Source organism: Amphibacillus sp. Q70 (assembly GCF_052055485.1).
Classification (GTDB): Bacteria; Bacillota; Bacilli; order Bacillales; family Amphibacillaceae; genus Amphibacillus.
The window spans coordinates 2,961,672-2,987,880 of record NZ_CP197171.1; the positions used below are offsets into that span (position 1 = coordinate 2,961,672).

Here is a 26,209-nt window from a genome sequence, read left to right on the forward strand (position 1 = left end):
GATCGATTGGAGTGAGAAAATGGATGACATTATCGGCTATGAATCGTTTACTAAAATTGAACCGATTAATAAAGGTTGGTCTAATGATAAAAAATATTATATCGAAACCAATGATAATAGAAAACTGCTGCTGCGCGTTTCAGATATAGCACACTTCAATCACAAAAGCTTTGAGTTTGAAATGATGAAACAGGTTGCTGCTTTAAATATACCCATGTCACAGCCGTTGGCATTTGGAACATGTGATGATGACAAGAGTGTTTACATTCTGCTCACATGGTGCGATGGTGAAGATGCAGAGTCTATCCTACCACGACTTTCAGAAACGGAACAATATACTCTTGGCGTCAAATCAGGTGAAATCCTTAAATCAATTCATTCCATTCCTGCTCCAGCAGAACAAGAAGAATGGGAAGATTTTTTTAATCGTAAAGTAAATAATAAAATGGAACAATACAAAACATCTGGTGTCAGATTTGATGGTGATCATTTCCTTATTGATTACATTGAAAGAAACCGTCATTTACTTAAAGGCAGACCACAATGTTATCAGCATGGTGATTATCATACCGGAAATATGGTGATTTCAGCAACAGACCATATGCTTTCAATTATTGATTTTAACCGGCATGACTTCGGTGATCCATGGGAAGAATTGAATCGAATTGTGTTTAGTGCAAAAGTAAGTCCACATTTTGCAACAGGTCAGCTTAATGGTTATTTTGGTGGAAAACCCCCGATCGATTTTTTTCAACTTTTAGCACTTTATATATCGAGTAATACACTATCAGCAATTTATTGGGCACTGTCTTTTGACGAAGAAGAGATGGTTACCATGAAAAATCAAGCGAGTGATGTTCTTGCTTGGTTTAATCATATGCGTCATCCCATACCGACTTGGTACATCAGTAGTTATTTAGATTTTTAACTTTAGACATTGTCGTTGCATAAAGAAATAAATGTATGTCAAGGAGAATGATATGTTTTAGCACTGTCTGACAAATTTGACATTGATTAAAAAAGTTTATGCAACGCTAGTAACTTTAGCAAGACATTGCAATAGATAAAGAGGTGTTATTAATGACAGATTGTCCATTTTGTAACCCAGATTTAGAGCCCAATCAAAACATAGTGATGCGTAATGAATTTTGTTTATTTTTACAGTTAGACCAAGCTAACATAAAAGGCGGACAACTTGAAGGAGCTGGTTTAATTGTGCCAAAAGAGCATAGAGAAACCGCATTTGATTTAACAGAAGAAGAGTGGCAGGCTACTTATAGCCTGCTTCAAGATGTTAAAAAATACTTAGATGAGAAGTATCAGCCGCAGGGCTATAATCTCGGCTGGAACTGTGGAGAAATAGGAGGTCAACACGTTTTTCACTCACACTTCCATGTTATACCAAGGTATTCAGATGAACCATTAGCTGGAAAGGGCATTAGACATATGTTCAAAAGTGCAACGAATAACAGAAAAAAATAACTAAATCAATAGGAGCTTGTTGCTTTGAGAATGAGGATAATGTATAAAATAATTTATCGGATTTACTCTACATAGTCAGCAGGTCTTTTGCAAATGTTGAGTAGTTCATTGTCAAAAGGAGTTAAACAGATGAAAATCAAAGAAATATATGATCAAAATGTTAAGCAGGAAATATCATCATGCATTCTGGGAGCACTTCCAAATTGGTTCGGGATACCAGAAGCAACACAACAATATATTGTTGAGAGTAGTCAATATCCTTTTTTTGCAGCCCTTGATCAATCAAAAGCATTAGGCTTTATTTCAATAAAAGCAAACAATCCATATACTGTTGAGATATACGTAATGGGTGTTCTTCCAGATTACCATAAGCAAGGATTAGGAAAAGCGTTACTAGATAAAGTCTTAAGCTGGGCTCAAGAACATGGATATGAATTTTTACAAGTAAAGACCCTCGATTCATCACATCCTGATATGCATTATGCAAAAACGAGAAAATTTTATTTGGCAGTTGGATTTAAACCTTTAGAATGTATTCCTGAAATATGGGGAAAAGACAATCCATGTTTAATCATGGTTAAGCATCTTGATCAATAAACTTAAAAAGAGGAAAATAGAATCGCTTTACTTTTTTAGGACAATCACATATGTGAAATCCACTTCATGATGGTCACTATCTTTAAGGGTGATCATTATTTTTTTAAAATAAAATTTATAATTGATTTTAATAAAATTAAAGTATATACTTAATATTATTAAAGGGGGTTATTTTATGGCAATTGAAATTGTACCTGAATGGATGGCTAATCTAGATGATGAAGATCTGTCATTTATTAAAAAGTTTATTATGTCGTCTGGTTCACTTAAAGAAATTGCTAAAATTTATCAGGTGACTTATCCAACTGTTCGATTAAGGTTGGATCGATTGATTCAAAAAATTCAAATTAATGAACAAGCTGAAAATGAGCCTTATGTTGCACTGATTAAACGGTTTGCAATCAATGATAAAATTGATTTTGATACAGCAAAAATATTGATTAATGAATATAAAAATATAAAAAAGGGAGTGGAATCAGATGTGGATTCCAATTAATACGCTAATCATCTTGATGTTATTTGGCGGAATTATATGGTTACAGTTCTATCTTTCAAAGCAAGACAACAAATGGTTAGGTTTAATTTTACCAATTATCTCACTCGTCTTTTCGATAATAATTATCCTTAATATAATAGCTTCAAATATGACAGAGTTTCTTACAACGGCTATTCCTACTTTTCTAATGTCAAATTTTCCAACGCTGATATTATTAGCGATTTATTTTTCAATGAGAAAAAAACTAAAGTCAAGAAATGAATTGGATAAAATGAACGTTCAAGATTTAAATTAAGGCTAGAAAAAATGGTAAACACAATGTAAATATCTCGAAGGAATGGGCACTGGGTCTACAATGATCTAGTGTTTTTTATTTAAAGATAGCAATAAAAACAAACATCTAGTATGATGGAAAGTGGACTTTTTAATAGAGAAAGGTAAATGTAGATGAGTCATCATGAATTAAAAATGAAAAAGAATTTAAAAACGATTGATCTAGTTTTATTAGGATTAGGAGCAGTTGTAGGAACAGGCATTTTTGTAATTACCGGAACAGCAGCTAATGAATATGCTGGTCCTGGCTTAGTATTCTCCTTTATGATTGCTGGGCTGGTCATTATTTTGATTGGCTTATGCTATGCTGAGTTTTCTTCACGATTACCTGTAGCAGGGGGCCCATATGCTTATATGTTAGCTGTTTCAGGAAAACGAATTGCATGGATTGCAGGTTGGTTTACTATCTGGGAATATTTATTGGCTTCAGCTTCGGTAGCATCAGGCTGGTCAGGTTATTTAAACGGTTTTTTAACGAGCTTGGGTATTCCTTTGCCAACCATTTTTCAAGCTTCTTATGATCCAGAAGCAGGGACTTACATTGATTTAATTGCTATTTTGATGACATTAATAGTGACTTGGCTTGTTGCACAAGAAGCTAAAAAGGCGTTGAGATTAAATAATATGCTATTTTTTCTTAAATTTATTTTAATTGCCTTATTTATTGTTGTTGGTATGTTTTATATTGAACCGAATAATTGGACACCTGTTATGCCTTTTGGCTTTTCGGGGGTTGCATCTGGAGCGACACTTGTCTTTTTTGCTTTTTTGGGATTTGACTCAATTAGTATGGCGGCAGAAGAGGTTGAAGCACCTCAAAAAAGTTTGCCACGTGGAATATTGCTTGCCATCGGTATTTCAACATTGCTATATATTTTGGTAACAGTCGTATTAACAGGTATTGTACCTTTTACAGATTTAGGTGTGAAGGATCCAGTTGCTTTTGCGCTGCGGTATGTTGATCAGAACATCATCGCAGCAGTTATATCAGTTGGAGCCATTCTAACCTTACTAACGGTATTAATTGCCATGTTATATGGCTTAGCACGACTTCTTTATGCAATGAGTAAAGGAAATTTACTACCAAGGTATTTAAACCATGTTGATAACAAAACGGGAACTCCGCAACGGGCAACGTGGGTGGCTGGTTCAATTGCTGCATTATTTTCAGGGATAATCCCGTTACAATCACTTGCAGAACTGACTAATCTTGTTACACTTGTTGTCATGATGATGCTAGCAATTGGCATCATATTATTACGAAAACAACAAGGCGAACCAGTAAAAGGTCAATTTAGAGTACCATGGGTCCCTTTTATTCCGATCGTTACAGTCCTTATTACAGGTTATCTTATTTTGCAATTAGGAGCCTTAACTTGGCTACTGTTTTTCTTTTGTTTCTTAGCTGGGATCATTATTTACTTTTTTTATGCTAGAAAAGCTTAAATATGCACAAGCTAAATGCTGATGATCAGAAAGGAGATATTATGGATAAAATAGGATGGAATTTTTCAGACAGTTTTACTGTACTACCAGAGTATCTATTCTCTTATACTGAGCCAACAGCAGTTGATAATCCAAGTTGGGCTGTTATTAACGAATCTTTAGTTAACGAGCTTAATTTAAATATCAATCATTTAAGGAGTGATCATGGTTTAGCTATCTTAGCCGGGAATAAAATTCCTGAACGTACAAGCCCCATTGCCCAGGCTTATGCTGGACATCAATTTGGTTATTTCACTAAGTTAGGTGATGGTCGAGCCATATTATTAGGTGAACATCTTACAGATAAAGGGGATCAAATTGATATTCAATTAAAAGGTGCAGGAAAAACCCCTTATTCTAGAGGTGGCGATGGACGTGCAGCATTAGGACCGATGTTACGTGAATACCTGATTAGTGAAGCGATGCATGGACTAAGAATTCCAACTACTAGGAGCTTGGCAGTTGTGACAACAGGTGAGCAGATTATTCGTGAGGAAGCTTTGCCCGGGGCTATTTTAACGCGAGTTGCTTCAAGTCATCTGCGAGTTGGTACGTTTCAATATGTTAAACAGTTCGGGTCAATTGATGAATTAAGGCAATTAGCAGATTACACAATCGAACGGCATTTTCCACACATAAAAGATGTGTCCAATTGTTATTTAGCATTTTTCAAAGAAATTGTCGAGCGACAAGCGAAGTTAATTGCAAAGTGGGATTTAGTGGGTTTCGTCCATGGTGTAATGAATACCGATAATATGGCGATAAGTGGTGAAACGATTGATTATGGTCCTTGTGCTTTTATTGACAAATACGAACCGACTGCTGTATTTAGTTCAATAGATGAACATGGACGTTATGCTTATAACCAACAAAAGCCAGTTGCCATTTGGAATTTAGCTCGACTAGCAGAAGCTTTACTCCCAATTTTAGCGGAGAAAAAAGAGGATGCCGTGCATGGAGCAGAAGCTCTACTTGGATATTTTTCGGAAATGTATCAAAAAGAGTGGCTAGCTAGGATGAAAGCAAAGTTAGGTTTTTTTGAAGAGACGGAGGTTGAGCTCCAGTTCATTGAAGATCTACTTAACTTAATGGAGAAATATCAAGCAGATTATACAGATACTTTCCGTGCCTTAACGCTTGATGATTATGGTAGACAAGAGTGGTTTAAAACAGATGAATTTAACGAATGGTTTCAAAAATGGCAGGCAAAATTATCTGCTCAATCACAATCGGTCGAACGAATTAGGGAATTGATGATGTCCTACAATCCTGCGATCATTCCAAGAAATTTTAGAGTAGAGCAAGTACTTGATAAAGCAGTAGAAGAAGGAGATTATCAACCGTTTAATCAATTTGTAGCTGTTTTACAGAATCCCTATGCCTATACGGATGAACAAGTCACCTATGCAGAGTTACCCCCTGAGACAGATCAACCATATCAAACATTTTGTGGGACTTAGAGTTGAGCCATTATTAAGAATTTAGATCAAGATAAAGAAGTTTACTTTTGTATCTACCTGCAAAGGTTAGATTTTCAACTCTTTGTCAAATGGTGTTGGTCAGAGATTATGACAGAAGAATTCAAAGTGAGTTCTTCTTTTTTTATTATCGTATAATGTTCATTTTTACAAACTAAAGAAAGGTAATGCTAATTGTGCGTCAAAAACTTGATAAGTGATTCCTTTACTCTTTTCTCCTGACTTCTTAAAAGAAGTTATCGACTTAGGTACAAAGGAATCTACTAACCTTTTCTATACATCAACAAAAAAGGTGTTAATCAGCCCACATGAACTCATCAACACCATAAATTATAGAATCATTTTTAATTGGAAAATATCTATTGAAAAGTTCACTCTTCCCGTCTCTTTCTCAACAACTACAACACATGATGGTAAAAATCAAAGAAAACGATCACCATTTAAATAAATTGCTAAAATCAAATATATTACGAAACTGCCAGCATTGGTTAAAATAAAAATTAACCTCACTATATTAGGTGATATATCAAAAAATTCACCTATTCCGCCACAAACACCAAATAGAACTTTATCTTCAGATAATCTTAAGCTCCTTCTCTCAATAGGGACTCTGATTCTTTTTTTTCTCAAGGTTTGCACCCTTTCCATTGTGGGACTGAGACTTTATTATTATATATAATAGTAGCATATTTTGTCCCTTTTTACAACTAAAAAGGGTATAAATGGATATATATAAATTCTCATTTATCACAGATAACCGTCCGTAAAACTCCCACTGATTGAAGTTTCGTTTTATTTTAAGTAAGCTTTTTGGATGATCGATGGAAATAATATAAGCATTTACTATAATAGGGTGTTCAAAAAGTTCAGTAGAAATAACAGATCGAATTTCTTGGTTAGTTTGCTTTTCAGTACCTCACGTATTAAATACATATGTTCCAGTACTCAAAATTGCATTGTCTCGAACTTATATCCTCCTTTTTGAACACGCATTTTTATCCCTTAATGATAAACCGATGGTTTCAATTATCAGTCAGTCACTTGATCAACAATTGTTTTCACTTCTTCACGTGTCATTTTTTCCCGACCATCTTTCATAACCGCCAATGTTTTCACAGCAAGTTTATAGGGGATCTTACAAAAAGTTGCGATATTTCGATTGTTGATTGTTTCGATATATTGTTCAGCTAAATTTAAGTTTTTAGTTGCATATTGAAATAGATCTGATCGGCTCCAACCATTTGGGATAAAATTAACACCACGTTCTTGATCCTCATCCTGATTACGTAAAATATTAACGGATTGTAAGCCACGCCCAAACCCAATTGCCAGCTCATGATCAGTTTCCGTATCATCATACCATTTCCAAATATCAGAAAGCATGACGCCAACCAGTCCAGCAACGTAGTAAGTATATTCATCTAATTCTTCCTCAGTTGAAATCTGCCAATCTTTTTCGACCCATTTTGCCATACCTGATGCCATGATCCCTGTTGATTTTTTAACTTTTTCAATAATTCCTTTTGGGCAAACTGTTAACCATTCACTTAATCTTATGGTTACTTCAGGAAGTTTATCCATATAGGGCTGAATCAGTTGATGGTAAGCATCAGGGTCAAAGGTATTGTGCAATAATTGACTAATGTTTTGAAGCAGAGTCGTTTTTATATCTGGAGATAGATCTTCATGATCTTCAATTTCATCAATTGCTCGCATACATAAATAGGCTGAGGCAACCGTTTTCTTTAAGGTAGGTTTTAATAGAACAATAGGTATGTAAAACGTACGGCTCGTCTGTTTTAAAACACGCATAGCCTCATTATATACCTTTTTAGGCTCACTAATCAAAATTGTTCCTCCTTGATGATCGTTTAATAGTTTATTTATATTTAATAGTCTATCAGTTAGTGACAGTCAATCGCAAGGAATATGATGCTATTTCAGCTATTGTAGGAATTATTGGTTATAGTGAAAAACATATTTGATTAGATAATGACTTTCAAGAGCACTGCTGCTATGTTAAACTAGTCATCAGTGAAAATTGAAAGGAGCTATTTATGATGAAAAAATGGCGGCTAATTTTAATGGCTCTGTTATCCATTTTTGTCTTATCAGCATGTAGTGGCAATGATGATGATGGGGAAGAGGGAGCTTTAAATGATGGAAGTGAGATGGAAGAAATAGATCCCGACCTAGAGGGAATTCCTGATATAGTAGCTGAAGTTAATGGGGAAGAAATAAGTCGTGAAACATTTGAATTAACTTATTTAAGTCAATTTCAGCAATTTGCAATGGAAGCACAGATGTATGGTCAAGAGCTTGATCAAGATCAGTTGAAAGAAGAGTTAGCTGAAAGTATGATTGCTCAAGAATTATTATCCCAAGAAGCTGAGCGACGTAATTTTCTTGTTGCGGATAATGATATAGAGGAATTAATTAGTGAACTTGTAGACATAAATGATTTAGAATCTGAGGATATTCTCTTTGAATTATATGAGGAGCAAGGAATGTCTGAGGAAGAACTCAGAGAACAATTAGCGCTTCAAATCAAATTAGATCAATTAATAGAGGATGAAGGCAAAGATATAACCGTCTCTGCAGAACAAGTAGAGGAGGCTTATGAGGAACTCCTTACCGTATACGAGGATATGGAAGACGAAAATGAGTTGCCACCATTAGAAGAGATCGAAGCCGATTTAGAAGAACAAATTAGAGCAGAAGAAGAAAGTGAACTGATATTTGCTTTGATTGAGGATCTGCGTAACGATGCAGAGATCATAAATAACTTTTAAGAACAAAAGCGCAGAGTGTCCGTTCAGTAACGTACGAACTGCGCCCATGTATCATGGGTGGGTCGATGTTGCCACGCAAAGTGATGGTTTTAATCGATCATTCCTAGCACAGGAGATAAAGGAAAAAATGCATCAGGAGTATGTCGACGTTAGCTTGTGTTCCTCATTAATCAGTGGGACTAGGGAATACAGACTAAGATCACGACGTCCTGGGACTCAGAATAAGAAGACCACTTATTCTTGCGGTGTAAAGCTTCGCAGTTTTCCTTAGTGCGGTTACTCACCCCACCGAAAAGACTTGGGACTGGGACTGCGGTTACTCGTCCCACCGGAAACATCTGCATGACCTACATCCTGTAGCCCCAACTCCCACTGATTGAAGTTTCGTTTTATAATTTCTTATGCAATTCAAAAGGATCCGACTAAATATTAGTCAGGATCCTTTAATTTAATAATAAATGAATCAATAATCAAATTGTTCAATGCTATGTTGAAGTTTATCTGCTATTGTTGCTAATTCTTTAGATGCTGCATAAATATCTTGCATCATCATGGTTTGTTCTTCACCTGATTGATTAATTTTATTGGTACTTGTTGCGGACTGTACAGAGATTTGAGTAATTTCTTCAACTTCATTAACTAGATGATCAACTTGCTCTTTGACCGAGTCAACGTCTCCTAATAAGTGTGTGAGTTGATCAGCATTTTTAGCTGTAGTTGTTAAAATCGTTTCAAAGGAATCATTTGTCTGTTTAATTAATTTAGTTCCTTCAATAACAGATGTTTGACCTTGTTTTGTTTTATCAACCGATTCTTTCGTTTCTGCTTGGACTTCATTTATTAGACGAGCAACTTGGTCTGTTGCACTGCCTGTTTGTTCTGCCAATTTACGAACTTCCTCAGCAACGACTGAAAAACCTTTACCATGTTCTCCAGCACGTGCGGCTTCGATTGAGGCATTTAAAGCAAGTAAATTCGTTTGCTCAGAAATGTCAGTGATCAAATTAACAATTTGATCAATTTCTCTAGACTTATCATCAAGGCGATTCGCTATTGTATGGATATCAGTCGTGTTCTCGTTAATGATCGTCATTTGATTAATCGTTTGATTTACGACTTGACGTCCTGAGTGCGCTACTTGTTCTGCTTCGTTTGAAGCTTTGTTTAAATGGCCAATTTGTGTTGACATTTTTTCAATAGCGCTAGCCATATCTGTTAAATTTTGATTAGCGATTTCAGTAGAACGTGATTGCTGTTCGACTCCTGAGGCCATTTCATTTATTGCTAAATGAATGCGATTAGTTGAGGTGTTGCTATCATCAGCTCGTGCAAAAAGTTCTTCAGATGTTGCTGCAATTTGTACAGAATTAGTCACAACCTCTTGAATGACCGTTCGAAGAGCTTTGACCATTCGATTGACGTCCTCAGCAAGTAGACCTAATTCATCTTTTGCATGTACTTCTAATGGATCAATATTTAGTTTACCTTGTGCAATTTGTTTAACGTGTGTACTGATCCAGTTAATTGGTTTAACGATTCGGCGAACTAAAATACTTGTAATAATTGCTGCTAAAAAAGGCAGTAATAAACCAACCAAAAGAGTTGGCTTCGTCATTTCCCATGTTCTCTCACTGACAATAGAACCTTCAAAATCAATGGCATTTATTGCGATTACTTCATTCTGAGGATTGTGATCACGGAAGATAGGGACATAACCTGTCATTCGGTCCATCCCGCCAAAGTGGTACACTTCTGTGTAATATGAATGACCTGACTTAACATGCTCGATCGCTTCATCAGAAATCATGAAATCATCTGATGCTTGAAAACCTTGTGCTTTTAGGTGACTATCCGCGGCTAAAACGGTTCCGTCTAGGGACAAAATATAATGAGTCTCAAAGATGTCTTTCTTTGTAATTGTCCATTCAATGTCAGATTCAATCTGTTCTAAATAAGATTGATCACCATTAATTAATTCCAGAAGTCCATCGGCATCAATGATACCGGTCGTAATGTTGGCACAACCCGTTAGTTCAACGCCAGCAGCTTGTAAAACTTCTCGGTAACTTGCTCGATAGTTTATTACTGACAAGGCACTTACACTCAAAAACACAATAATTGAGACAATTATTGTGATCTTTTTTGTTACATTCATTTTCAATGTCTAATATCCTCTCTAGGTTCCAATTTATTATTCCATTAAACAAGTATATCGATTGCTTTATTTCTCTGTCAAGATATATAACTAGAACTAAATGCCTATAAAAATATTTGAATGATTGATCACAGTGTAACTGGTTGGTCTACTTAAGACGGATCGTCTGGGACTAGGATTGCACTTACTCGTCCCAGCGAACCCCACATTGTTGACCCGAGTTTTACAGACGGTTATCTGTGATAAAAAAATTCTAGCTTAAAGCAATAATCTGACATAAGTTAGGCTCGAATGCATAATAAGCGACGATTATAAAAGTGAAAGGAGGTTATTGCTTAACAGGCTCAGGATAGTCTACACCTTTTGTATCAACAGTTACTGATTTCATGACAACGTCTTCTAGCGGTTTATCATTACTATCACGCTCAAGATTTGCAATTTGATCAACGACATCCATGCCTTCTAGTACCTGTCCAAAAGCTGCATATTGTTTATCTAAATGTGTTGAAGCCTCGTGCATAATAAAAAATTGCGAACCAGCAGAATTGGGTGATTGAGAACGAGCCATTGAAATAATACCACGATCATGGCTGAGATTATTTTCAAAACCATTCTCACTAAATTCCCCAGCGATTGAATAATCAGGTCCACCTAGACCATTTCCTTCTGGATCGCCACCTTGAATCATAAAGTCTGGAATAACACGGTGAAAAATTAAACCATCATAAAATCCATCTTCAACCAGTGTTACAAAATTAGCTACAGTATTAGGAGCAATGTCAGGAAAGAGCTCAATGATAATTTCTTGATCATCCTCCATGGTCATGGTGACGATTGGATTTTCTTCAACGACTGGATAACTAGCTATTTCATCATCAGTACTTGGATTATCTTGTTCACAGGCAGCCATTAAAAATAGCAAGCTGGTAAGGAACAGGGATAAGTTGAACAGTTTACTTTTTGTTTTCATAATTTTAATCCCCCAAATTAACAAAGTTAGCTGATATTATAGCACGTTTTTTGAAGAATTGTTATATCTATAAGTTAGGAGTCCAAGCTAGATGTCGGTTACAACGTATAAATATGAATAAAGGAGGTTTTGAATAATGGTGAAGATTTATATTGATCCAGGTCATGGTGGAAATGATCCAGGCGCTGTTAGTAACGGGCTTTCTGAAAAAAATCTCACATTACAAATCGGGCATTTTCTAAGTGATTATTTAAACAAAAACTATCAAGATGTATCTGTTCAAATGTCAAGGACAAAGGATGAAACCGTATCATTAAGGGAACGAACAAATAAAGCAAATAATTGGGGAGCTGACCTGTATTTATCGATTCATGTTAATGCAGGGGGAGGAAGTGGGTTTGAAAGCTATATTTTCAACGGTCAGTTTGCTAATCAATCGCGTACAAAGCAATTAAGGTCCCAAATACATGATACAATCGTTTCGGAAATGAACTGGAATGATCGTGGTAAGAAGGAAGCAAATTTCCATGTATTAAGAGAAACAAGAATGTCAGCCGTTTTAACGGAAAGTGGATTCATTGACCATCGTCAAGAGGCAAGATTGATGCGGAATAATGATTGGTTAAAAAAAGTAGCTGTAAGTCATGCCAAGGGAATTGCCCGAGCGTTTAATTTAAAGGAAACAAGTCAATCCCTTTTAGACGATCCCCTTTATCGAGTTGTAGTGGGCTCGTTTTTAAAAGAAAAGAATGCAAGAGAAAAAGTTGATTTACTAAAAAAGAAAGGATACGAAAGTTACATTTTCCCTTTTGCCCAGCAAAATAAACGTTATTATCGTGTAATTGCTGGTGCATTTCGACAAAGAGAAAATGCTAACCGTCGAGTTAATGATCTTAAAAAAGATGGTTTTGAAAGTTTTATTGTTGAAGTGTAACGCTATACGGTAAGAGGCATTGATTTATCACAGCTAACCGACCGTAAAACTCGGGCCAACAATGGGTTTCGATGGGGTGAGTAACCGCACTAAGGAAAACTACGAAGCTTTACACCGCATGAATAAACTGATTGAAGTTTCATTTTATATTGAGTATTTTTAGGGCTAAGTCTATAAAAAGTCCAGCTAGTTAGTGGTTACTCACCTTTAGCTGGACTTTACTTAGATCGTTTGACGATAGACACCAATCACTTTACCTAAAATGGAAATACTATTATAGATTAATGGTTCCATTGTTGCGTTTTCCGGTTGCAAACGAATTCGATTAGCTTCCTTGAAGAAACGTTTGACGGTAGCTTCATTATCATCTGTCATTGCAACAACAATATCTCCATTATCTGCTGTTTGCTGTTGCTTAACAATCACTATGTCATCTTCAAAAATTCCTGCTTCAATCATACTATCTCCTACAATGACTAGAGCAAATAATTTGGCATCTAACTGGGATATAGATGAGGGAAGAGGAATAAACTCTTCAATATTTTCAATCGCTGTAATCGGTAAACCTGCTGTGACTTTACCAATAACAGGTACAAAAACAGCTGTATCCTTAGGTATGCCTTCTTGTTGATCGTCTTTAATGATTTCAATTGCCCGTGGTTTTGTTGGATCACGTCGAATGTAACCTTTTTTCTCAAGGCGAGCTAAATGCCCATGTACTGTTGAACTAGAGGCAAGCCCAACAGCTTCACCGATCTCACGTACAGATGGAGGATACCCTTTTAAAGTGACTTGTTCTTTAATATAATTCAAAATAGCTTCTTGTCGTTTAGATAATGATTGCATTCAATTTACCTCCGTCCTAATTTTAGCTTTATTATAGCATGGAAATTACCAATAAGCAAACGCTAGTTCGCAAATATTGCTTATATAATTAGTTATTCATTTCTAATAATTAATCATTGAAGTTGCAGAACAATAGGGAAATTAGTTAGAATAGACAAAGAGATAGTGTTTATCACAGATAATCGTCCGTAAAACTCGGGGCAACAACGGGGTTCGTTTTATATTTTTATTAAATGTTTTGTTATTCTGAGCCCTAGGTTGTGTAAGTGTTAATCGAAATTTCTTAATATTCGTAATGTACTCCTTTGAATTAGGGTGTTTGAATGGATCTATCATTTCCTATATAGAGGAAGGTGAGGTGATTCTTTCATGTAATATTTTGCTGGTGGGGCTTTCCCGTTCTTCTGAATGGATGAAAATGTATATGAAAAGAGGTGATAGCTCATGCTATCTAAAGATAAACTTGATCGAATTAATACTTTAGCTAATCGAGAAAAAGAATCTGGCTTAACAAAACAAGAGAAAGAAGAACAACAAAAATTACGAACTGAATATTTAAAAGATTTTCGACAATCTTTTAAAACACAATTAAGTGGGGTAAAGGTTGTTGACCCGGAAGGGACAGACGTTACACCGGAAAAAGTAAAGCGTTTAAGGACTGAAAATAAAGATAATTAAGAAAACGTTAAGTTTTGACTTGTTTATTATGCTATTTCATTATAGGATAATACTTGTACACTAAAATCGTACGTACATATAGATGTACTTAAATTGAAAGGGGAATTATAAAAATGGTAAATCAAACGCAACAAACATCAATTAATGCGATTCGTACATTATCAATTGATGCAATTCAAAAAGCGAATTCAGGTCATCCTGGTCTACCAATGGGTGCCGCTCCAATGGCATATACATTGTGGACTGAATTTATCGATCAAAACCCTAAAAATTCAAGTTGGGTAAATCGTGACCGCTTTGTTTTATCAGCTGGACACGGCTCAATGTTATTGTATTCTTTACTCCATTTATCTGGTTATCAAGTATCAATTGAAGACTTGAAAAATTTCCGTCAATTTGGTTCTAATACACCTGGTCACCCAGAAGTAACAGACACGGATGGTGTTGAAGCAACGACAGGACCATTAGGACAAGGAATTGCGATGACGGTCGGAATGGCTATGGCAGAAGCACACTTAGCTGCAAAATACAATCGTGATCACTACAACATTGTTGATCATTATAGTTATGCTATAGTTAGTGATGGTGACTTAATGGAAGGTATTTCTCATGAAGCTGCTTCATTAGCTGGTCACCTCGGTTTAGGTAAATTAATTGCTTTATACGATTCAAATGATATTTCCTTAGATGGTGATTTGGATAAATCATTTTCAGAAAAAGTTCAAAAACGTTTTGAATCATACAATTGGCAAGTTATCCGTGTTGATGATGGTAATGATGTTGATGGGCTTATGAAAGCAATCAAAGAGGCTAAAGCAAATACAGACCAACCTACACTTATTGAAGTTAAAACAGTTATTGGTTTTGGTTCCCCGAATAAAGCAGGTTCAAGCTCAGCACATGGTGCAGCATTAGGAGCAGATGAAGTTGCTTTAACCAAACAAGCTTATAAGTGGGAACATGAAGATTTTGCTGTACCAAAAGAAGTTTATCAAGATTTTGAGGAGAAGGTTGCTGTTAGTGGACAAGCAGCTGAAGACAAATGGAATCAATTGTTTGCTGAATATAAAGAAGCTTATCCAGAGCTTGCTGCTGAATTTGAATTAGCTCAAAAAGGTGTACTTCCAGAAGAGTGGGATAAAGATCTACCTAACTTTACACCAGGAGAAGATACCCTAGCTACTCGTGCTTCTTCAGGTAAAGTCTTAAATGCTGTATCTAAAGCTGTTCCAAGTCTTTTCGGTGGAAGTGCTGACTTAGCTGGATCAAATAATACTCGAATGAATGATGAAGAAGATTTTGATAAAACAAATTATGCAGGGCGAAACATCTGGTTTGGTGTTCGTGAATTTGCAATGGCTGCTGCTTTAAATGGTATGGCTCTCCATGGAGGGTTAAAGGTTTATGGTGGTACATTCTTCGTCTTCAGTGATTACTTACGTCCAGCTGTACGTTTATCCGCCATTCAAAAATTACCGGTAACGTATATACTAACCCATGATTCAATTGCGGTTGGTGAAGATGGACCGACACATGAGCCTATTGAACAACTTGCTGCATTCCGTGCTATGCCAGGTATTTCAGTTATTCGCCCGGCTGATGGGAATGAAACACAGGCGGCTTGGCGTCTAGCAATGGAATCAACAGATCATCCAACACTACTTGTTTTGACCCGTCAAGGATTACCAACACTTAACGGTACAAACTATGAGGGTGTTAAAAAAGGTGGTTATGTTGTCAGCCCTTCTGAAAAAGAGCAAGCAGATGGTCTTTTACTTGCTGCTGGCTCAGAGGTGCAACTTGCTGTTAAAGCACAAGCTGAATTAAAAGCTAAAGGGCATGATGTAAGTGTTGTAAGCTTACCTGCTTGGGACCTGTTTGAACAGCAAGATCAAGCTTACAAAGACTCTGTTTTACCTAAAACAGTTAAAAAACGTTTAGCTATCGAGATGGGTGCTTCGCTTGGTTGGGATCGTTATTCTGGTGATGAAGGCGATATTTTAGCGATTGACCGCTTTGGAGCATCTGGAGAAGGCAATCAAATTATGGCTGAATATGGCTTTACAGTTGAAAATGTTGTAGCTCGCTACCTAAACATGATCAATAAATAAGTGATAGTTAATAGAAAAGCTCACAATTATTGTGAGTTTTTCTTTTTATGACAAAAATAGAAGAAATTTATGACAAACTATGACAACATATCATAAAATGATGAGATATAATTGGACTAAGGAGGTAGTCTAATGAATCGATATCATATTTTTTTAGTAGAAGACGATGTTTATCATGAATATTTTTATAAAACAGCTCTGTTAAATCGCTTTTTTATTGCTTATATGGCTGAACCTAACCGATTAGACTTAAAAAAGCCGTTTATTTATATTACCTGCCCAATTCCACATCATGAGCTGGAACAAACTAATCAATTTATTTACTTAAGTGATCGTATTATTACGGTGTTCTCTAATGAAGAACTAATTTTGGACAACCAATTCTTAGCCCAACTTGAAAAAATTGATCGACATTGCTTTATTGTTGATCATACGAATGATAATTACGGTTGGTTAGCTCCAAAGAAAAATCAAATAAATTGGACAAGTCATATTGATGTTTTTTAATGCTCTATAGTTATTCAAAAACAAATTGATTATCTAATGATATTGATCACAGCTTGATCTGCTGTGGTCTAACATTGTCTAAAATAAATGAAACCTCGATTAGCTGAACAATATGATCTTTTTTGTTTAATAAAAGGGACTGTTGTAAAATAAGATGATGTTTTATATACTATATGGGAGATGATTTGAAGGAGGCAAGAGATTTATGGGTACAGGCTGGGTCATATTAATTGCCATTATTGCTTTATTAGCCGGAGTGGCACTTGGTTTTTTCATCGCCCGAAAATATATGATGAATTATTTAGAAAAAAATCCACCAATTAATGAGCAGATGTTAAGAACATTAATGATGCAAATGGGGCAAAAACCATCACAAAAGAAAATTACTCAAATGATGCGTGCAATGAATAACCAAAATAAAAAATAGCTAATTAATCAATTAAATCCCTTGTGCCTATAGGTACAAGGGATTTATTGGTTAAAAAATGAATAATTAATGCAAATATCGTAAATCATCGTATCTTGTTTTTAAATGCCTTTAAGCCTATAATGAAAAATAAGCGAATATTTTGCTAGTTTAACCAATTTTTTTATAAAAATATCGAATATTTTATAAGATTTGTTCATAAAATGGTTTTAAATATGTTATTCTTGTAAAGTACTGGTAGACTATCTTCAATTGAGAGGAGCATGGTTGTGTATTCTCAGAGAAAAATTGAATATTATCATGTTAAGCAAGATCAAGTTCGTTTTTTACTTGATACTCAACCGATTCGATATAATTTAGCAAATTTGCCAGAGCAAATTGTTGAATGGGTTGAACATCATGGCTTTGATTTTATGAGTATCTGCACTTCTAAAGGCAGAATATTATATACCTCTACTTCAATAGAGAATATGTTGGGATATCAGCCATCAGATATTATAAATAAATTTTGTTTACGTTATATCCCTAAAAGATTACATCAAGATTTTATTGAAACATTTCAATTAGACACGCCATATCGTCAACGTTTCACGATTCAATTAAGAAGTATTACTGAGAAGAATGTTTGGGTTGATCTTGTTATTAAACCTATTTATATTAAGGATTCAGAAAAACCTATATTTCTGGCTTTAGTTAAAAATATTAGTGACAAAAAAGAAGCCGAAGAACTGTTGATTAGATCGGAGAAAATGTCAGTTGCCGGTCAATTAGCTACTGGAGTTGTACATGAGATAAGAAATCCATTAACTTCATTGAAGGGCTTTATTGATTTATTACAAGCGGGAATTAATCGAAAAGAAGAATATTATAAGATTATGATTGATGAAATAGAAAAAATAGAAAAGATCTCAACAGAACTATTATTTGTTTCCAAGCCACTGACCCACAATCATTCTTATCAGTGGTTAAAACCAATGATCGAAGATGTCATGACTTTGTTGAATACGCAAGCGGTTAAGAAAAATATTGAACTAGAATTAATCTGCTTTGAAGATGTTGTCATCTATGCAGATCGATCACAAATGAAACAAGTATTTATCAATCTAATCAAAAATGCGATTGAAGCGATGACTGTTCCAGGTACAATTACAATAAATGTTGAAAAGCAAGATAATAATTGTCTAATTTCGGTTATTGATGAGGGCCCTGGTATTCCTAAACAACTTATACATAAAGTAAAAGAGCCTTTCTTCACGACGAAAAAAGAGGGAACAGGTCTGGGGTTGATGATAACAAGCCGAATTATTGATAATCACAATGGTCTTTTTAACATTAAACCAGATGTTGATATCGGTACAACGTTTGAAATTCAATTGCCTCATTATGCTCCAAACAAAGTTGAAAGTGAATGAATGAACATTAATAGATTGAAAGAAAACAATAAAAAATTGCTCAATATTGGGACACCACTTGCCTTTAAGTGGGTGTCTCTTTTTTAATGGAAACTCGATATATTTTACTTATTAACGATTTTAATTTAGAATAGTAAAGTATATAAATACGTCCATCCGTATTCAGTGTAAGAATAGGAGACGTTACGAGACTTATTTAGGGGGTATGAAGTATGGCTATTAATACGAAGAGGTCATTTGAGATCGATGGTCAGAAGTATAATTACTACCAATTAAAAGCCTTAGAAGAAGCAGGAAAAGGAGAAATTGATAGACTACCTTTTTCAATACGGGTATTGCTAGAATCATTGCTTAGACAATATGATGGTCGAGTCATTACAGATGAACATGTTAATGGTTTAGCAAACTGGGGGAAAACGGATAAAACAGATGTTCCTTTTAAACCATCACGTGTTATTTTACAAGACTTTACTGGTGTTCCAGCTGTGGTTGACTTAGCATCACTTCGAAAAGCAATGGTTGATTTAGGTGGAGAAGCCGATCAAATTAATCCTGAAGTCCCGGTTGATTTGGTTATTGACCACTCTGTTCAAGTTGATGAATTTGGAACAAATACCGCATTATTAGCTAATATGGAACTGGAATTCGAACGAAATGCTGAGCGTTATGAATTTCTAAATTGGGCACAAAAGGCTTTTGATAATTATCGAGCTGTGCCGCCTGCAACAGGAATTGTCCACCAGGTTAACCTAGAATACTTAGCAAGTGTGGTACACCAAACAGAGAATGCAGATGGTGAGCTTGAAGTTTTTCCTGATACACTTGTTGGTACGGACTCACATACAACGATGATTAATGGCCTCGGTGTACTCGGTTGGGGTGTTGGCGGAATTGAAGCAGAGGCAGGGATGCTTGGACAGCCTTCCTATTTCCCAGTACCTGATGTTATTGGGGTTAAATTTACTGGCTCAATGCCTAATGGAATTACGGCAACAGACCTTGCATTGAAAGTAACACAAGTATTACGTGAGAAAAAAGTTGTTGGTAAATTTGTTGAATATTTCGGTCCTGGCTTAAAGCAAATGCCATTAGCTGATCGAGCAACAATATCTAACATGGCGCCAGAATATGGGGCGACATGTGGTTTCTTCCCAGTTGATGAAGAAGCGATTAACTATTTACGCTTAACTGGAAGAAGTGAAGAGCAAATTGCATTAGTTGAAAAATATTGTAAAGAAAATAGTTTTTGGTATGATTCAAATGATCCAGATCCTGAGTTTACCGATTTAGTTGAAATCAATCTTTCTGAACTTGAACCAAGCTTATCTGGACCAAAGCGCCCACAGGATTTAATTATGCTGTCTGATATGAAAAAATCATTTAATGATGCTGTAACTGCTCCAGCAGGTAATCAAGGATTTGGTTTGGATAAATCAGAATTTGATAAAGAAGTAACAATCAAACATTCTAATGGCGTTAAATCAACGATGAGAACGGGATCACTAGCTATTGCAGCTATTACTTCTTGTACAAACACATCGAATCCGTATGTGATGTTAGGTTCAGGTCTACTGGCTAAAAATGCAATAGAAAAAGGATTAACGGTACCCGAGTATGTGAAAACATCATTAGCTCCTGGATCTAAAGTTGTCACGCGTTATCTAGAAGATGCAGGCTTAATGCCTTATTTAGAAAAACTAGGTTTTAACCTTGTTGGCTATGGTTGCACGACTTGTATTGGCAACTCAGGACCACTTGTACAAGAAGTAGAAGAAGCGATCATTGAAAATGATTTAACTGTTGCTTCTGTCTTGTCTGGTAACCGTAACTTCGAAGGTCGAATCCATCCATTAGTTAAAGCAAACTATTTAGCTTCACCACCTTTGGTTGTTGCCTATGCTTTAGCGGGAACTGTAGATATTGATCTTAATGATGAACCGCTTGGTTTTGATCAAGCTGGAGAGCCGGTATACTTTGGTGATCTATGGCCATCATTAGAGGAAATTCGTGATCAAGTGAGTAAAGTCGTTACACCAGAAATATTTAAAAAAGAATATGAGAATATTTTTAATTCTAATGAAAAATGGAATGCCATTGAAACAACAGATGAACCGCTTTATGAATGGAATGATCAATCAACCTATATTCAGAATCCACCATTCTTTGAACATCTATCAAAAGAACCAGAAACAGTTAAACCTTTATCTGATCTTCGCATTGTTGGTAAATTCGGTGATTCAGTCACAACTGACCATATTTCACCAGCTGGTGCAATTGCTAAAGATATGCCAGCAGGTCAGTATTTACAAGATAATGGTGTCACACCACGCCATTTCAACTCATATGGTTCCAGACGTGGAAATCATGAGGTGATGATGCGAGGAACATTTGCCAATATTCGGATAAAAAATCAACTGGCTCCTGGAACAGAAGGTGGCTATACGACTTACTGGCCAACTGAAGATGTGATGCCAATCTATGATGCAGCGATGAAATATCAAGAGCAAGATACGGGTCTTGTTGTCCTTGCTGGTCATGATTATGGAATGGGAAGTTCAAGAGACTGGGCCGCAAAAGGAACAAATCTACTTGGCATAAAAACAGTCATTGCTCAAAGTTATGAAAGAATTCATCGGAGTAACCTTGTGATGATGGGTGTACTCCCATTAGCCTTCCCTGAAGGTGTCAGTGCCGATTCACTAGGACTAACAGGACGTGAAACCATTCATGTAGACATTGATGAATCTATCACACCCAATCAGAAAGTTAGTGTAACAGCAACATCTGAAGCTGGTAAAGTAATAGAATTTGAAGCAATCGCACGTTTTGATAGTGAAGTAGAAATTGACTATTACCGCCATGGTGGTATTTTACCAATGGTTCTACGAAATAAACTAAAATAAGCTTAAAAAGAACTAGATCACAAATTCAATGTGGTCTAGTTTTTTAATAGCAAATAATAGTTTAATCATCAACGATGATTAATCCTTCTGGCTGTTAGGGAGATAGTAACTGTGCTAAAATAAGTAATGGAAGAAAGGGGTTATTTCATTGACGAATCATTTAATCTTATCAAAAGTAAAGGAGCCGGAACTTCTTGAGTGGACTCAAGTTGTAAAGACACCTCCTTACCAAGAAATCGAAGTTTTACGTGCACTAGACCAGTTACAAGCTGAACCACATGATTTTTCTGACCATGCTGTAGCTATTCTTTATACAATGTTAGCTTACCATCGTCTAAAACGTCATCAAACCACAGATTCTTTAACACCAAGATTACTTGATCAAGCGAAACAGTTAAAAGATGATTTACCAATCCGCGAAAATTTACAGGAGATTAGATACTACAGTATCGTTTTAGATCAATTAAAAGCGTTACAAATTAGTCAGTGGACCATTCGAGAGACTGATTTTGATGCCGCTAAGTTGAAAAAAATGCAAGAATGGCAAATAATTTTAGCAGACTATGATCGAGAAATGAAAAGACTCGAGCAAAAAAAGGATTTTAAAGACTCTGAGTTAGGACAAATCAATAAAAAAACTAAGGATGAATTATCAAATTTAGCCCAATTAATTAATAAAAGTATCGATATGCTTGAGAATAAAAGGTCAGGTGTGCCAACACGTGCGATTAATCAATCAATTCGCAACTTGACACAATTGGAAGCCGATTTTGTTCAAGCATTTCCAGACATTTTTAACTCATCAACAAAGAAAAGTCCCCTGCAAAAGCTTGAAGAGATGGTTGGTCTAGAGCAGGTCAAAAAATATATGAATCAATACTATCATTATTTGAAATATCAACAGGATCGTAAAGAAATGGGTTTTCAAATGGTTGATGAACCAGGTCTCCATATGATTATTACAGGAAATCCTGGGACAGGTAAAACGACAATTGCTCGTTTGTTAGCAGATATTTATCATGAACTTGGTTTACTCAAATCAAATAAAATTATTGAAGTGAATCGTTCACATTTGGTAGGTTCTTTTGTTGGCCAAAGTGAAGAAAATACGATCAATTATATTCAACAAGCAGTGGGTGGAGTTTTGTTTATTGACGAGGCGTATAGCCTTCACCGTCCAGATGCAAGTGGCAGTGATTATGGTCAAGCCGTTATCGATACCCTTGTTTCCGCTATGACAAGTGGTGAGTATGCAGGCCAATTTGCCGTTATTTTAGCGGGTTATCCAGAAGAAATGAGGCAATTTTTATGGTCAAATCCTGGCTTGAGAAGTCGCTTTCCGGAGCAAAATATGATCCATTTACCGGACTTTAAAATTACTGAACTTTTGGAAATTGCTGAAATGACCGCATTAGATAATGATTACTTTTTCACTGAAACAGCGCTAAATAGTTTTTATGGATTAATTGAACGTGCCAAAGTTGATGATACCTTTGGTAATGCAAGAACCGTTCGGGATTTAGTGATGAAAGCCATTTTCAAAAAAGGAGCAGCGATAACAGTTGAAGAGCATGATGATTGGCTCGATCATATGCGAATTGAATCAAAAGATTTGACCGTTATGACGGATGAGAAAGATGATATTGAGCCAATGGATCAGCTCAATCAACTGATTGGACTGGAGAATATTAAATCTGAGGTCAAGAAGCTATCATCATTTGTTAAGATACAACAGAGTCGAAAAAATCAAGGTTATCCAACGGTTCCCATTCAGCTCCATGCTGTTTTTTCAGGTAATCCAGGGACAGGGAAGACAACAGTAGCAAAAATTTATTCCAAACTATTAAAAGAGTGTGGACTGCTGAAACGTGGACATTTTATCCTGGCTTCTAGGAGTGATTTAGTTGCTGGTTATGTTGGACAAACAGCGATTAAAACAAAAAATAAAATTCGTGAAGCATTAGGTGGTGTTTTATTTATTGATGAAGCTTATTCCTTATTCCGTGGGGAGAATGATTTTGGCAAAGAAGCGATTGATACACTTGTTGATGAAATGACGAAGCATAATGAAAATCTGGTTGTCATTTTAGCGGGATATCGTCAAGAAATGGTTCGTTTTATCAATAGTAATCCAGGACTCTCTTCACGATTTAAAAAATACTTTGAATTTCAGGACTATCAAGCTGAAGAGTTGCTTGCTATTGCAAGCTATCATATTGATCATTATAGTTACAAAATGACCGATCAGGCTAGAGATTACCTGATTAGTGCATTTAATCATGAAACGATCGAAGGGAATGCGCGATTTGTTGTTAATTTGATAGATGAAGCGATTCAGTTCCAGGCTTTAAGGATTGCAGATGAACAAATAAATGATGAGCAATTTATGTTATTAACTAAAGATGATTTTAAAAATGCCTGGCAGGCGGTAAAAGGGGTAGATTAAATGAAGAAAGTAACAACTGATATTCAAGTTCGTTATCAAGAAACAGATCAAATGGGGGTCGTCTATCATGCAAACTATCTTGTCTGGTTTGAAATAGGTCGGACCGCTTTTATTGAAGCATTGGGTTTATCGTATGCAGAAATGGAAAAAGAGGGTGTTGTCTCACCTGTTACCCATGTGGAAATCGATTATAAACATCCGATTCATTATGGTGAACCTGCTTTTGTTGAAACATGGATTGATCATTATGATGGGCTGCGCACAACATATGGTTATCAGGTGACAAATGAGCGAGGTAAAGTAGCAGTAACGGGGAAAACAGACCATGTCGTCGTAAATAAAGAAAGTTTCCGTCCGATATCAGTTCGTCGAAAATTTCCAGATTGGCATGCAAAGTATTTAAATGCCTTAGGAGCTGAAGAATAAATGGCATTTGGATTAAAGCGAAATGAATTAAAAAAATGGCAACAAAAAGTTCTAGCTGGCGAAATAGCCTTTATTACACATTATTGGCTTGATGATCGATTTCCTGATTGTACGAGCGTGACAAAAGTCGGTTGCAATAATTTAGCAAAGTTGATTACATGGGGAACGAAATATGATTTAAAACCAGAATGGATTGATCGTCGTTCAGAATACCCCCATTTTGACTTATTTGCTCCGCTTCAAGCAGAAATATTACAAGCAGAAGGGATAACTGATCAAATAGACCGCTTTCAATTAAAATAAAACGAAACTTCAATCAGTGGGAGTTGGGCCTACAGGATGTAGGTCATGCAGATGGTTCCGGTGAGGCGAGTAACCGCAACCCCAGATGTTGTCACAAATGTTTTCGGTGGGACGAGTGATCGCAGCAATGTTGTCAGGTTAACACGACCGCTACGGAAAAACACTACGCTTTCCGTGGGCGCGGAGGCGTACAGGACGTAGGTCATGCAGGCTTTGTCACACGACGTGACGAAGTTAGCCTGCCTTGAGCTAACTTTGCCAAGCAAAAAACACTTGTCAAAGTGGATCTCAAGCTCACGCTTTTCCCACAGGACAAGGAAAGCATCGTCAGCGAAACATCGCACGAAGAAAATGGCCTTTTATTTTCGAGGAGTCTGCGTGTTTTTCCTTCGCTAGCTGGTTTTACTTTCATTTGTATTAAAGTTGATACTCGATTCCATTCCATCATTTTCTTATTTGGATGGAAGAAAATACAAATCAATATAAACCAAATTAAAATAGGATTCACTCATACAACAGATCCACTTAGGTGATTGGAACGAAAGGTGGTGACTCCAGCGGAAATAAGATGAGTTGAAGATCCACTTTTGTAGCGCATTAGGCTACAAAAGTTAGCTGAAACCATCTCCGCGGAAAGCATCCACCTGTAGTGGAAAGCACCGACCCTTAATATTTGAATCTTAGCATGCTATTTATCATTTTGAAATGGATTTACTTAATCGATCTTATTAACCTGACAACATTGGTAATCGCAGTCCCAGGAGGTGACGGTTTTAATCTGCGTTCCCCTAGCTCCCACTGATTGTTAAGGAACACAAGCTAACGTCTTCGCGTCCTGCGAAAACGCTTATGTGACCAACATCGTGTTGGCCCAAGTGAATCAGGACATTAGCTCACCTGTATCTCCCGCCTATATAGATTCATTTTCTTTCTCTATTCGAAGGACTACAGGCTAAAACCACCACATCGTGTGGTAACACCTGTGTGACCAACATCGTGGGACTCAGAATAAGAAAACCACTTATTCTTGCGGTGTAAAGCTCCGTAGTTTTCCTTAGTGCGGTTACTCGCTCCATCGAAACCCGTTGTTGCCCCGAGTTTTACGGGCGGTTATCTATGATAAAGTTTCATTAGAAACTCCCACTTCATGATTTTGGTTAATTGATTGAAGTGGGAGCCTTTATGATTTTAATCTTATTTTTGACTTATTTTCTTTTCAGGTACTGGATCATATCCTCCAGGGTGAAAAGGGTGGCATTTTAAAATCCGAACAATGGTTAATCTAAGCCCTTTAAAAGCACCAAATCTAGTAATGGCGATTCTACCATACTCTGAACAGCTCGGATGAAAGCGACAGCTCGGCGCTGTCATTGGACTAATCTTATCCTGATAAAAACGGATAATGGCTAATAATATACGTTTCATGGA

General features: G+C 36.2%; 24 protein-coding genes. 18 read left to right on the top strand and 6 right to left on the bottom strand.

The window, feature by feature from the left end; genetic code table 11:
- Positions 1-19 precede the first annotated feature (19 nt).
- From ACS127_RS13235 to ACS127_RS13265, 7 genes are all read left to right on the top strand, one after another.
- On the top strand, positions 20-928 hold the full coding sequence (locus tag ACS127_RS13235; protein ID WP_440895510.1) for an aminoglycoside phosphotransferase family protein: 909 nt from the start codon (positions 20-22) through the stop codon (positions 926-928).
- 152 nt (positions 929-1,080) lie between these two features.
- Positions 1,081-1,482: an HIT family protein gene (locus ACS127_RS13240; RefSeq protein WP_440895511.1), complete on the top strand. Its 402-nt coding sequence runs from the start codon at positions 1,081-1,083 to the stop codon at positions 1,480-1,482.
- Between the two features lie 129 nt (positions 1,483-1,611).
- Positions 1,612-2,079: a GNAT family N-acetyltransferase gene (locus ACS127_RS13245; RefSeq protein WP_440895512.1), complete on the top strand. Its 468-nt coding sequence runs from the start codon at positions 1,612-1,614 to the stop codon at positions 2,077-2,079.
- 175 nt (positions 2,080-2,254) lie between these two features.
- Entirely contained in the window at positions 2,255-2,575 is a 321-nt protein-coding gene (locus tag ACS127_RS13250) for a DUF2089 family protein (protein ID WP_440895513.1), read from the top strand.
- Entirely contained in the window at positions 2,559-2,870 is a 312-nt protein-coding gene (locus ACS127_RS13255) for a hypothetical protein (RefSeq protein ID WP_440895514.1), read from the top strand. Before ACS127_RS13250 ends, ACS127_RS13255 begins: the two co-directional genes overlap by 17 nt.
- Positions 2,871-3,022: 152 nt before the next feature.
- On the top strand, positions 3,023-4,354 hold the full coding sequence (locus ACS127_RS13260; RefSeq protein WP_440895515.1) for an APC family permease: 1,332 nt from the start codon (positions 3,023-3,025) through the stop codon (positions 4,352-4,354).
- A 2-nt stretch (positions 4,355-4,356) separates the two neighbouring features.
- Complete coding sequence (locus ACS127_RS13265; protein WP_440895516.1) at positions 4,357-5,853, top strand: protein adenylyltransferase SelO; 1,497 nt, start codon at positions 4,357-4,359, stop codon at positions 5,851-5,853.
- A gap of 438 nt (positions 5,854-6,291) precedes the next feature.
- Here the strand turns inward: ACS127_RS13265 and ACS127_RS13270 are convergent, their stop codons facing one another.
- On the bottom strand, positions 6,292-6,519 hold the full coding sequence (locus ACS127_RS13270) for a PspC domain-containing protein (RefSeq protein ID WP_440895517.1): 228 nt from the start codon (positions 6,517-6,519) through the stop codon (positions 6,292-6,294).
- Between the two features lie 381 nt (positions 6,520-6,900).
- Positions 6,901-7,716, bottom strand: coding sequence for a squalene/phytoene synthase family protein (locus ACS127_RS13275; RefSeq protein ID WP_440898143.1), 816 nt, complete (start codon positions 7,714-7,716; stop codon positions 6,901-6,903).
- Positions 7,717-7,928: 212 nt separating this feature from the next.
- On the opposite strand from ACS127_RS13275, the gene ACS127_RS13280 reads away from it, so the two are divergent.
- Complete coding sequence (locus tag ACS127_RS13280) at positions 7,929-8,663, top strand: SurA N-terminal domain-containing protein (protein ID WP_440895518.1); 735 nt, start codon at positions 7,929-7,931, stop codon at positions 8,661-8,663.
- Positions 8,664-9,126: 463 nt separating this feature from the next.
- Here the strand turns inward: ACS127_RS13280 and ACS127_RS13285 are convergent, their stop codons facing one another.
- Both ACS127_RS13285 and ACS127_RS13290 read right to left on the bottom strand, forming a co-directional pair.
- Positions 9,127-10,818 (bottom strand): methyl-accepting chemotaxis protein, encoded by a 1,692-nt coding sequence (locus ACS127_RS13285; RefSeq protein ID WP_440898144.1) that lies wholly within the window; start codon positions 10,816-10,818, stop codon positions 9,127-9,129.
- Positions 10,819-11,146: 328 nt separating this feature from the next.
- On the bottom strand, positions 11,147-11,788 hold the full coding sequence (locus ACS127_RS13290) for a peptidylprolyl isomerase (protein ID WP_440895519.1): 642 nt from the start codon (positions 11,786-11,788) through the stop codon (positions 11,147-11,149).
- A gap of 136 nt (positions 11,789-11,924) precedes the next feature.
- On the opposite strand from ACS127_RS13290, the gene ACS127_RS13295 reads away from it, so the two are divergent.
- On the top strand, positions 11,925-12,722 hold the full coding sequence (locus tag ACS127_RS13295; protein WP_440895520.1) for an N-acetylmuramoyl-L-alanine amidase: 798 nt from the start codon (positions 11,925-11,927) through the stop codon (positions 12,720-12,722).
- A gap of 222 nt (positions 12,723-12,944) precedes the next feature.
- Here the strand turns inward: ACS127_RS13295 and lexA are convergent, their stop codons facing one another.
- Positions 12,945-13,568, bottom strand: a complete 624-nt coding sequence (lexA, locus tag ACS127_RS13300; RefSeq protein WP_440895521.1) for a transcriptional repressor LexA — start codon at positions 13,566-13,568, stop codon at positions 12,945-12,947.
- Positions 13,569-14,012: 444 nt separating this feature from the next.
- On the opposite strand from lexA, the gene ACS127_RS13305 reads away from it, so the two are divergent.
- The 9 genes from ACS127_RS13305 to ACS127_RS13345 all read left to right on the top strand — a co-directional run bounded on the left by ACS127_RS13305 (position 14,013) and on the right by ACS127_RS13345 (position 24,781).
- Complete coding sequence (locus ACS127_RS13305) at positions 14,013-14,246, top strand: DUF896 domain-containing protein (protein WP_440895522.1); 234 nt, start codon at positions 14,013-14,015, stop codon at positions 14,244-14,246.
- A gap of 113 nt (positions 14,247-14,359) precedes the next feature.
- Positions 14,360-16,357, top strand: a complete 1,998-nt coding sequence (tkt, locus tag ACS127_RS13310; RefSeq protein ID WP_440895523.1) for a transketolase — start codon at positions 14,360-14,362, stop codon at positions 16,355-16,357.
- A gap of 132 nt (positions 16,358-16,489) precedes the next feature.
- On the top strand, positions 16,490-16,864 hold the full coding sequence (sirA, locus tag ACS127_RS13315) for a sporulation inhibitor of replication protein SirA (RefSeq protein ID WP_440895524.1): 375 nt from the start codon (positions 16,490-16,492) through the stop codon (positions 16,862-16,864).
- 205 nt (positions 16,865-17,069) lie between these two features.
- Positions 17,070-17,291 carry a YneF family protein gene (locus ACS127_RS13320; protein WP_216398888.1) on the top strand — a complete coding sequence of 74 codons (222 nt, stop codon included), beginning with the start codon at positions 17,070-17,072 and terminating at the stop codon, positions 17,289-17,291.
- Between the two features lie 263 nt (positions 17,292-17,554).
- Entirely contained in the window at positions 17,555-18,703 is a 1,149-nt protein-coding gene (locus tag ACS127_RS13325) for an ATP-binding protein (protein ID WP_440895525.1), read from the top strand.
- A 212-nt stretch (positions 18,704-18,915) separates the two neighbouring features.
- Complete coding sequence (gene acnA / locus ACS127_RS13330) at positions 18,916-21,606, top strand: aconitate hydratase AcnA (protein ID WP_440895526.1); 2,691 nt, start codon at positions 18,916-18,918, stop codon at positions 21,604-21,606.
- Between the two features lie 148 nt (positions 21,607-21,754).
- Positions 21,755-24,052: an AAA family ATPase gene (locus ACS127_RS13335; protein WP_440895527.1), complete on the top strand. Its 2,298-nt coding sequence runs from the start codon at positions 21,755-21,757 to the stop codon at positions 24,050-24,052.
- Positions 24,053-24,478: an acyl-CoA thioesterase gene (locus ACS127_RS13340; protein ID WP_440895528.1), complete on the top strand. Its 426-nt coding sequence runs from the start codon at positions 24,053-24,055 to the stop codon at positions 24,476-24,478.
- Positions 24,479-24,781 (top strand): hypothetical protein, encoded by a 303-nt coding sequence (locus ACS127_RS13345; RefSeq protein WP_440895529.1) that lies wholly within the window; start codon positions 24,479-24,481, stop codon positions 24,779-24,781.
- A gap of 1,194 nt (positions 24,782-25,975) precedes the next feature.
- Here the strand turns inward: ACS127_RS13345 and yidD are convergent.
- Positions 25,976-26,206, bottom strand: a complete 231-nt coding sequence (yidD, locus tag ACS127_RS13350) for a membrane protein insertion efficiency factor YidD (RefSeq protein ID WP_440895530.1) — start codon at positions 26,204-26,206, stop codon at positions 25,976-25,978.
- Positions 26,207-26,209: the final 3 nt, after the last annotated feature.

What these genes read in the sequence shown, in the direction of transcription:
- ACS127_RS13265 (WP_440895516.1), top strand. Translation starts at nt 4,357, where the DNA reads ATGCACAAGCTAAATGCTGATGATCAGAAAGGAGATATTATGGATAAA.
- ACS127_RS13245 (WP_440895512.1), top strand. Translation starts at nt 1,612, where the DNA reads ATGAAAATCAAAGAAATATATGATCAAAATGTTAAGCAGGAAATATCA.
- ACS127_RS13295 (WP_440895520.1), top strand. Translation starts at nt 11,925, where the DNA reads ATGGTGAAGATTTATATTGATCCAGGTCATGGTGGAAATGATCCAGGC.
- ACS127_RS13250 (WP_440895513.1), top strand. Translation starts at nt 2,255, where the DNA reads ATGGCAATTGAAATTGTACCTGAATGGATGGCTAATCTAGATGATGAA.
- ACS127_RS13290 (WP_440895519.1), bottom strand. Translation starts at nt 11,788, where the DNA reads ATGAAAACAAAAAGTAAACTGTTCAACTTATCCCTGTTCCTTACCAGC.
- acnA (WP_440895526.1), top strand. Translation starts at nt 18,916, where the DNA reads ATGGCTATTAATACGAAGAGGTCATTTGAGATCGATGGTCAGAAGTAT.
- ACS127_RS13305 (WP_440895522.1), top strand. Translation starts at nt 14,013, where the DNA reads ATGCTATCTAAAGATAAACTTGATCGAATTAATACTTTAGCTAATCGA.
- yidD (WP_440895530.1), bottom strand. Translation starts at nt 26,206, where the DNA reads ATGAAACGTATATTATTAGCCATTATCCGTTTTTATCAGGATAAGATT.
- tkt (WP_440895523.1), top strand. Translation starts at nt 14,360, where the DNA reads ATGGTAAATCAAACGCAACAAACATCAATTAATGCGATTCGTACATTA.
- ACS127_RS13345 (WP_440895529.1), top strand. Translation starts at nt 24,479, where the DNA reads ATGGCATTTGGATTAAAGCGAAATGAATTAAAAAAATGGCAACAAAAA.
- ACS127_RS13255 (WP_440895514.1), top strand. Translation starts at nt 2,559, where the DNA reads ATGTGGATTCCAATTAATACGCTAATCATCTTGATGTTATTTGGCGGA.
- ACS127_RS13280 (WP_440895518.1), top strand. Translation starts at nt 7,929, where the DNA reads ATGATGAAAAAATGGCGGCTAATTTTAATGGCTCTGTTATCCATTTTT.
- ACS127_RS13340 (WP_440895528.1), top strand. Translation starts at nt 24,053, where the DNA reads ATGAAGAAAGTAACAACTGATATTCAAGTTCGTTATCAAGAAACAGAT.
- lexA (WP_440895521.1), bottom strand. Translation starts at nt 13,568, where the DNA reads ATGCAATCATTATCTAAACGACAAGAAGCTATTTTGAATTATATTAAA.
- ACS127_RS13320 (WP_216398888.1), top strand. Translation starts at nt 17,070, where the DNA reads ATGGGTACAGGCTGGGTCATATTAATTGCCATTATTGCTTTATTAGCC.
- ACS127_RS13285 (WP_440898144.1), bottom strand. Translation starts at nt 10,818, where the DNA reads ATGAATGTAACAAAAAAGATCACAATAATTGTCTCAATTATTGTGTTT.
- ACS127_RS13235 (WP_440895510.1), top strand. Translation starts at nt 20, where the DNA reads ATGGATGACATTATCGGCTATGAATCGTTTACTAAAATTGAACCGATT.
- ACS127_RS13240 (WP_440895511.1), top strand. Translation starts at nt 1,081, where the DNA reads ATGACAGATTGTCCATTTTGTAACCCAGATTTAGAGCCCAATCAAAAC.
- ACS127_RS13270 (WP_440895517.1), bottom strand. Translation starts at nt 6,519, where the DNA reads ATGGAAAGGGTGCAAACCTTGAGAAAAAAAAGAATCAGAGTCCCTATT.
- ACS127_RS13325 (WP_440895525.1), top strand. Translation starts at nt 17,555, where the DNA reads ATGGTTGTGTATTCTCAGAGAAAAATTGAATATTATCATGTTAAGCAA.
- ACS127_RS13260 (WP_440895515.1), top strand. Translation starts at nt 3,023, where the DNA reads ATGAGTCATCATGAATTAAAAATGAAAAAGAATTTAAAAACGATTGAT.
- sirA (WP_440895524.1), top strand. Translation starts at nt 16,490, where the DNA reads ATGAATCGATATCATATTTTTTTAGTAGAAGACGATGTTTATCATGAA.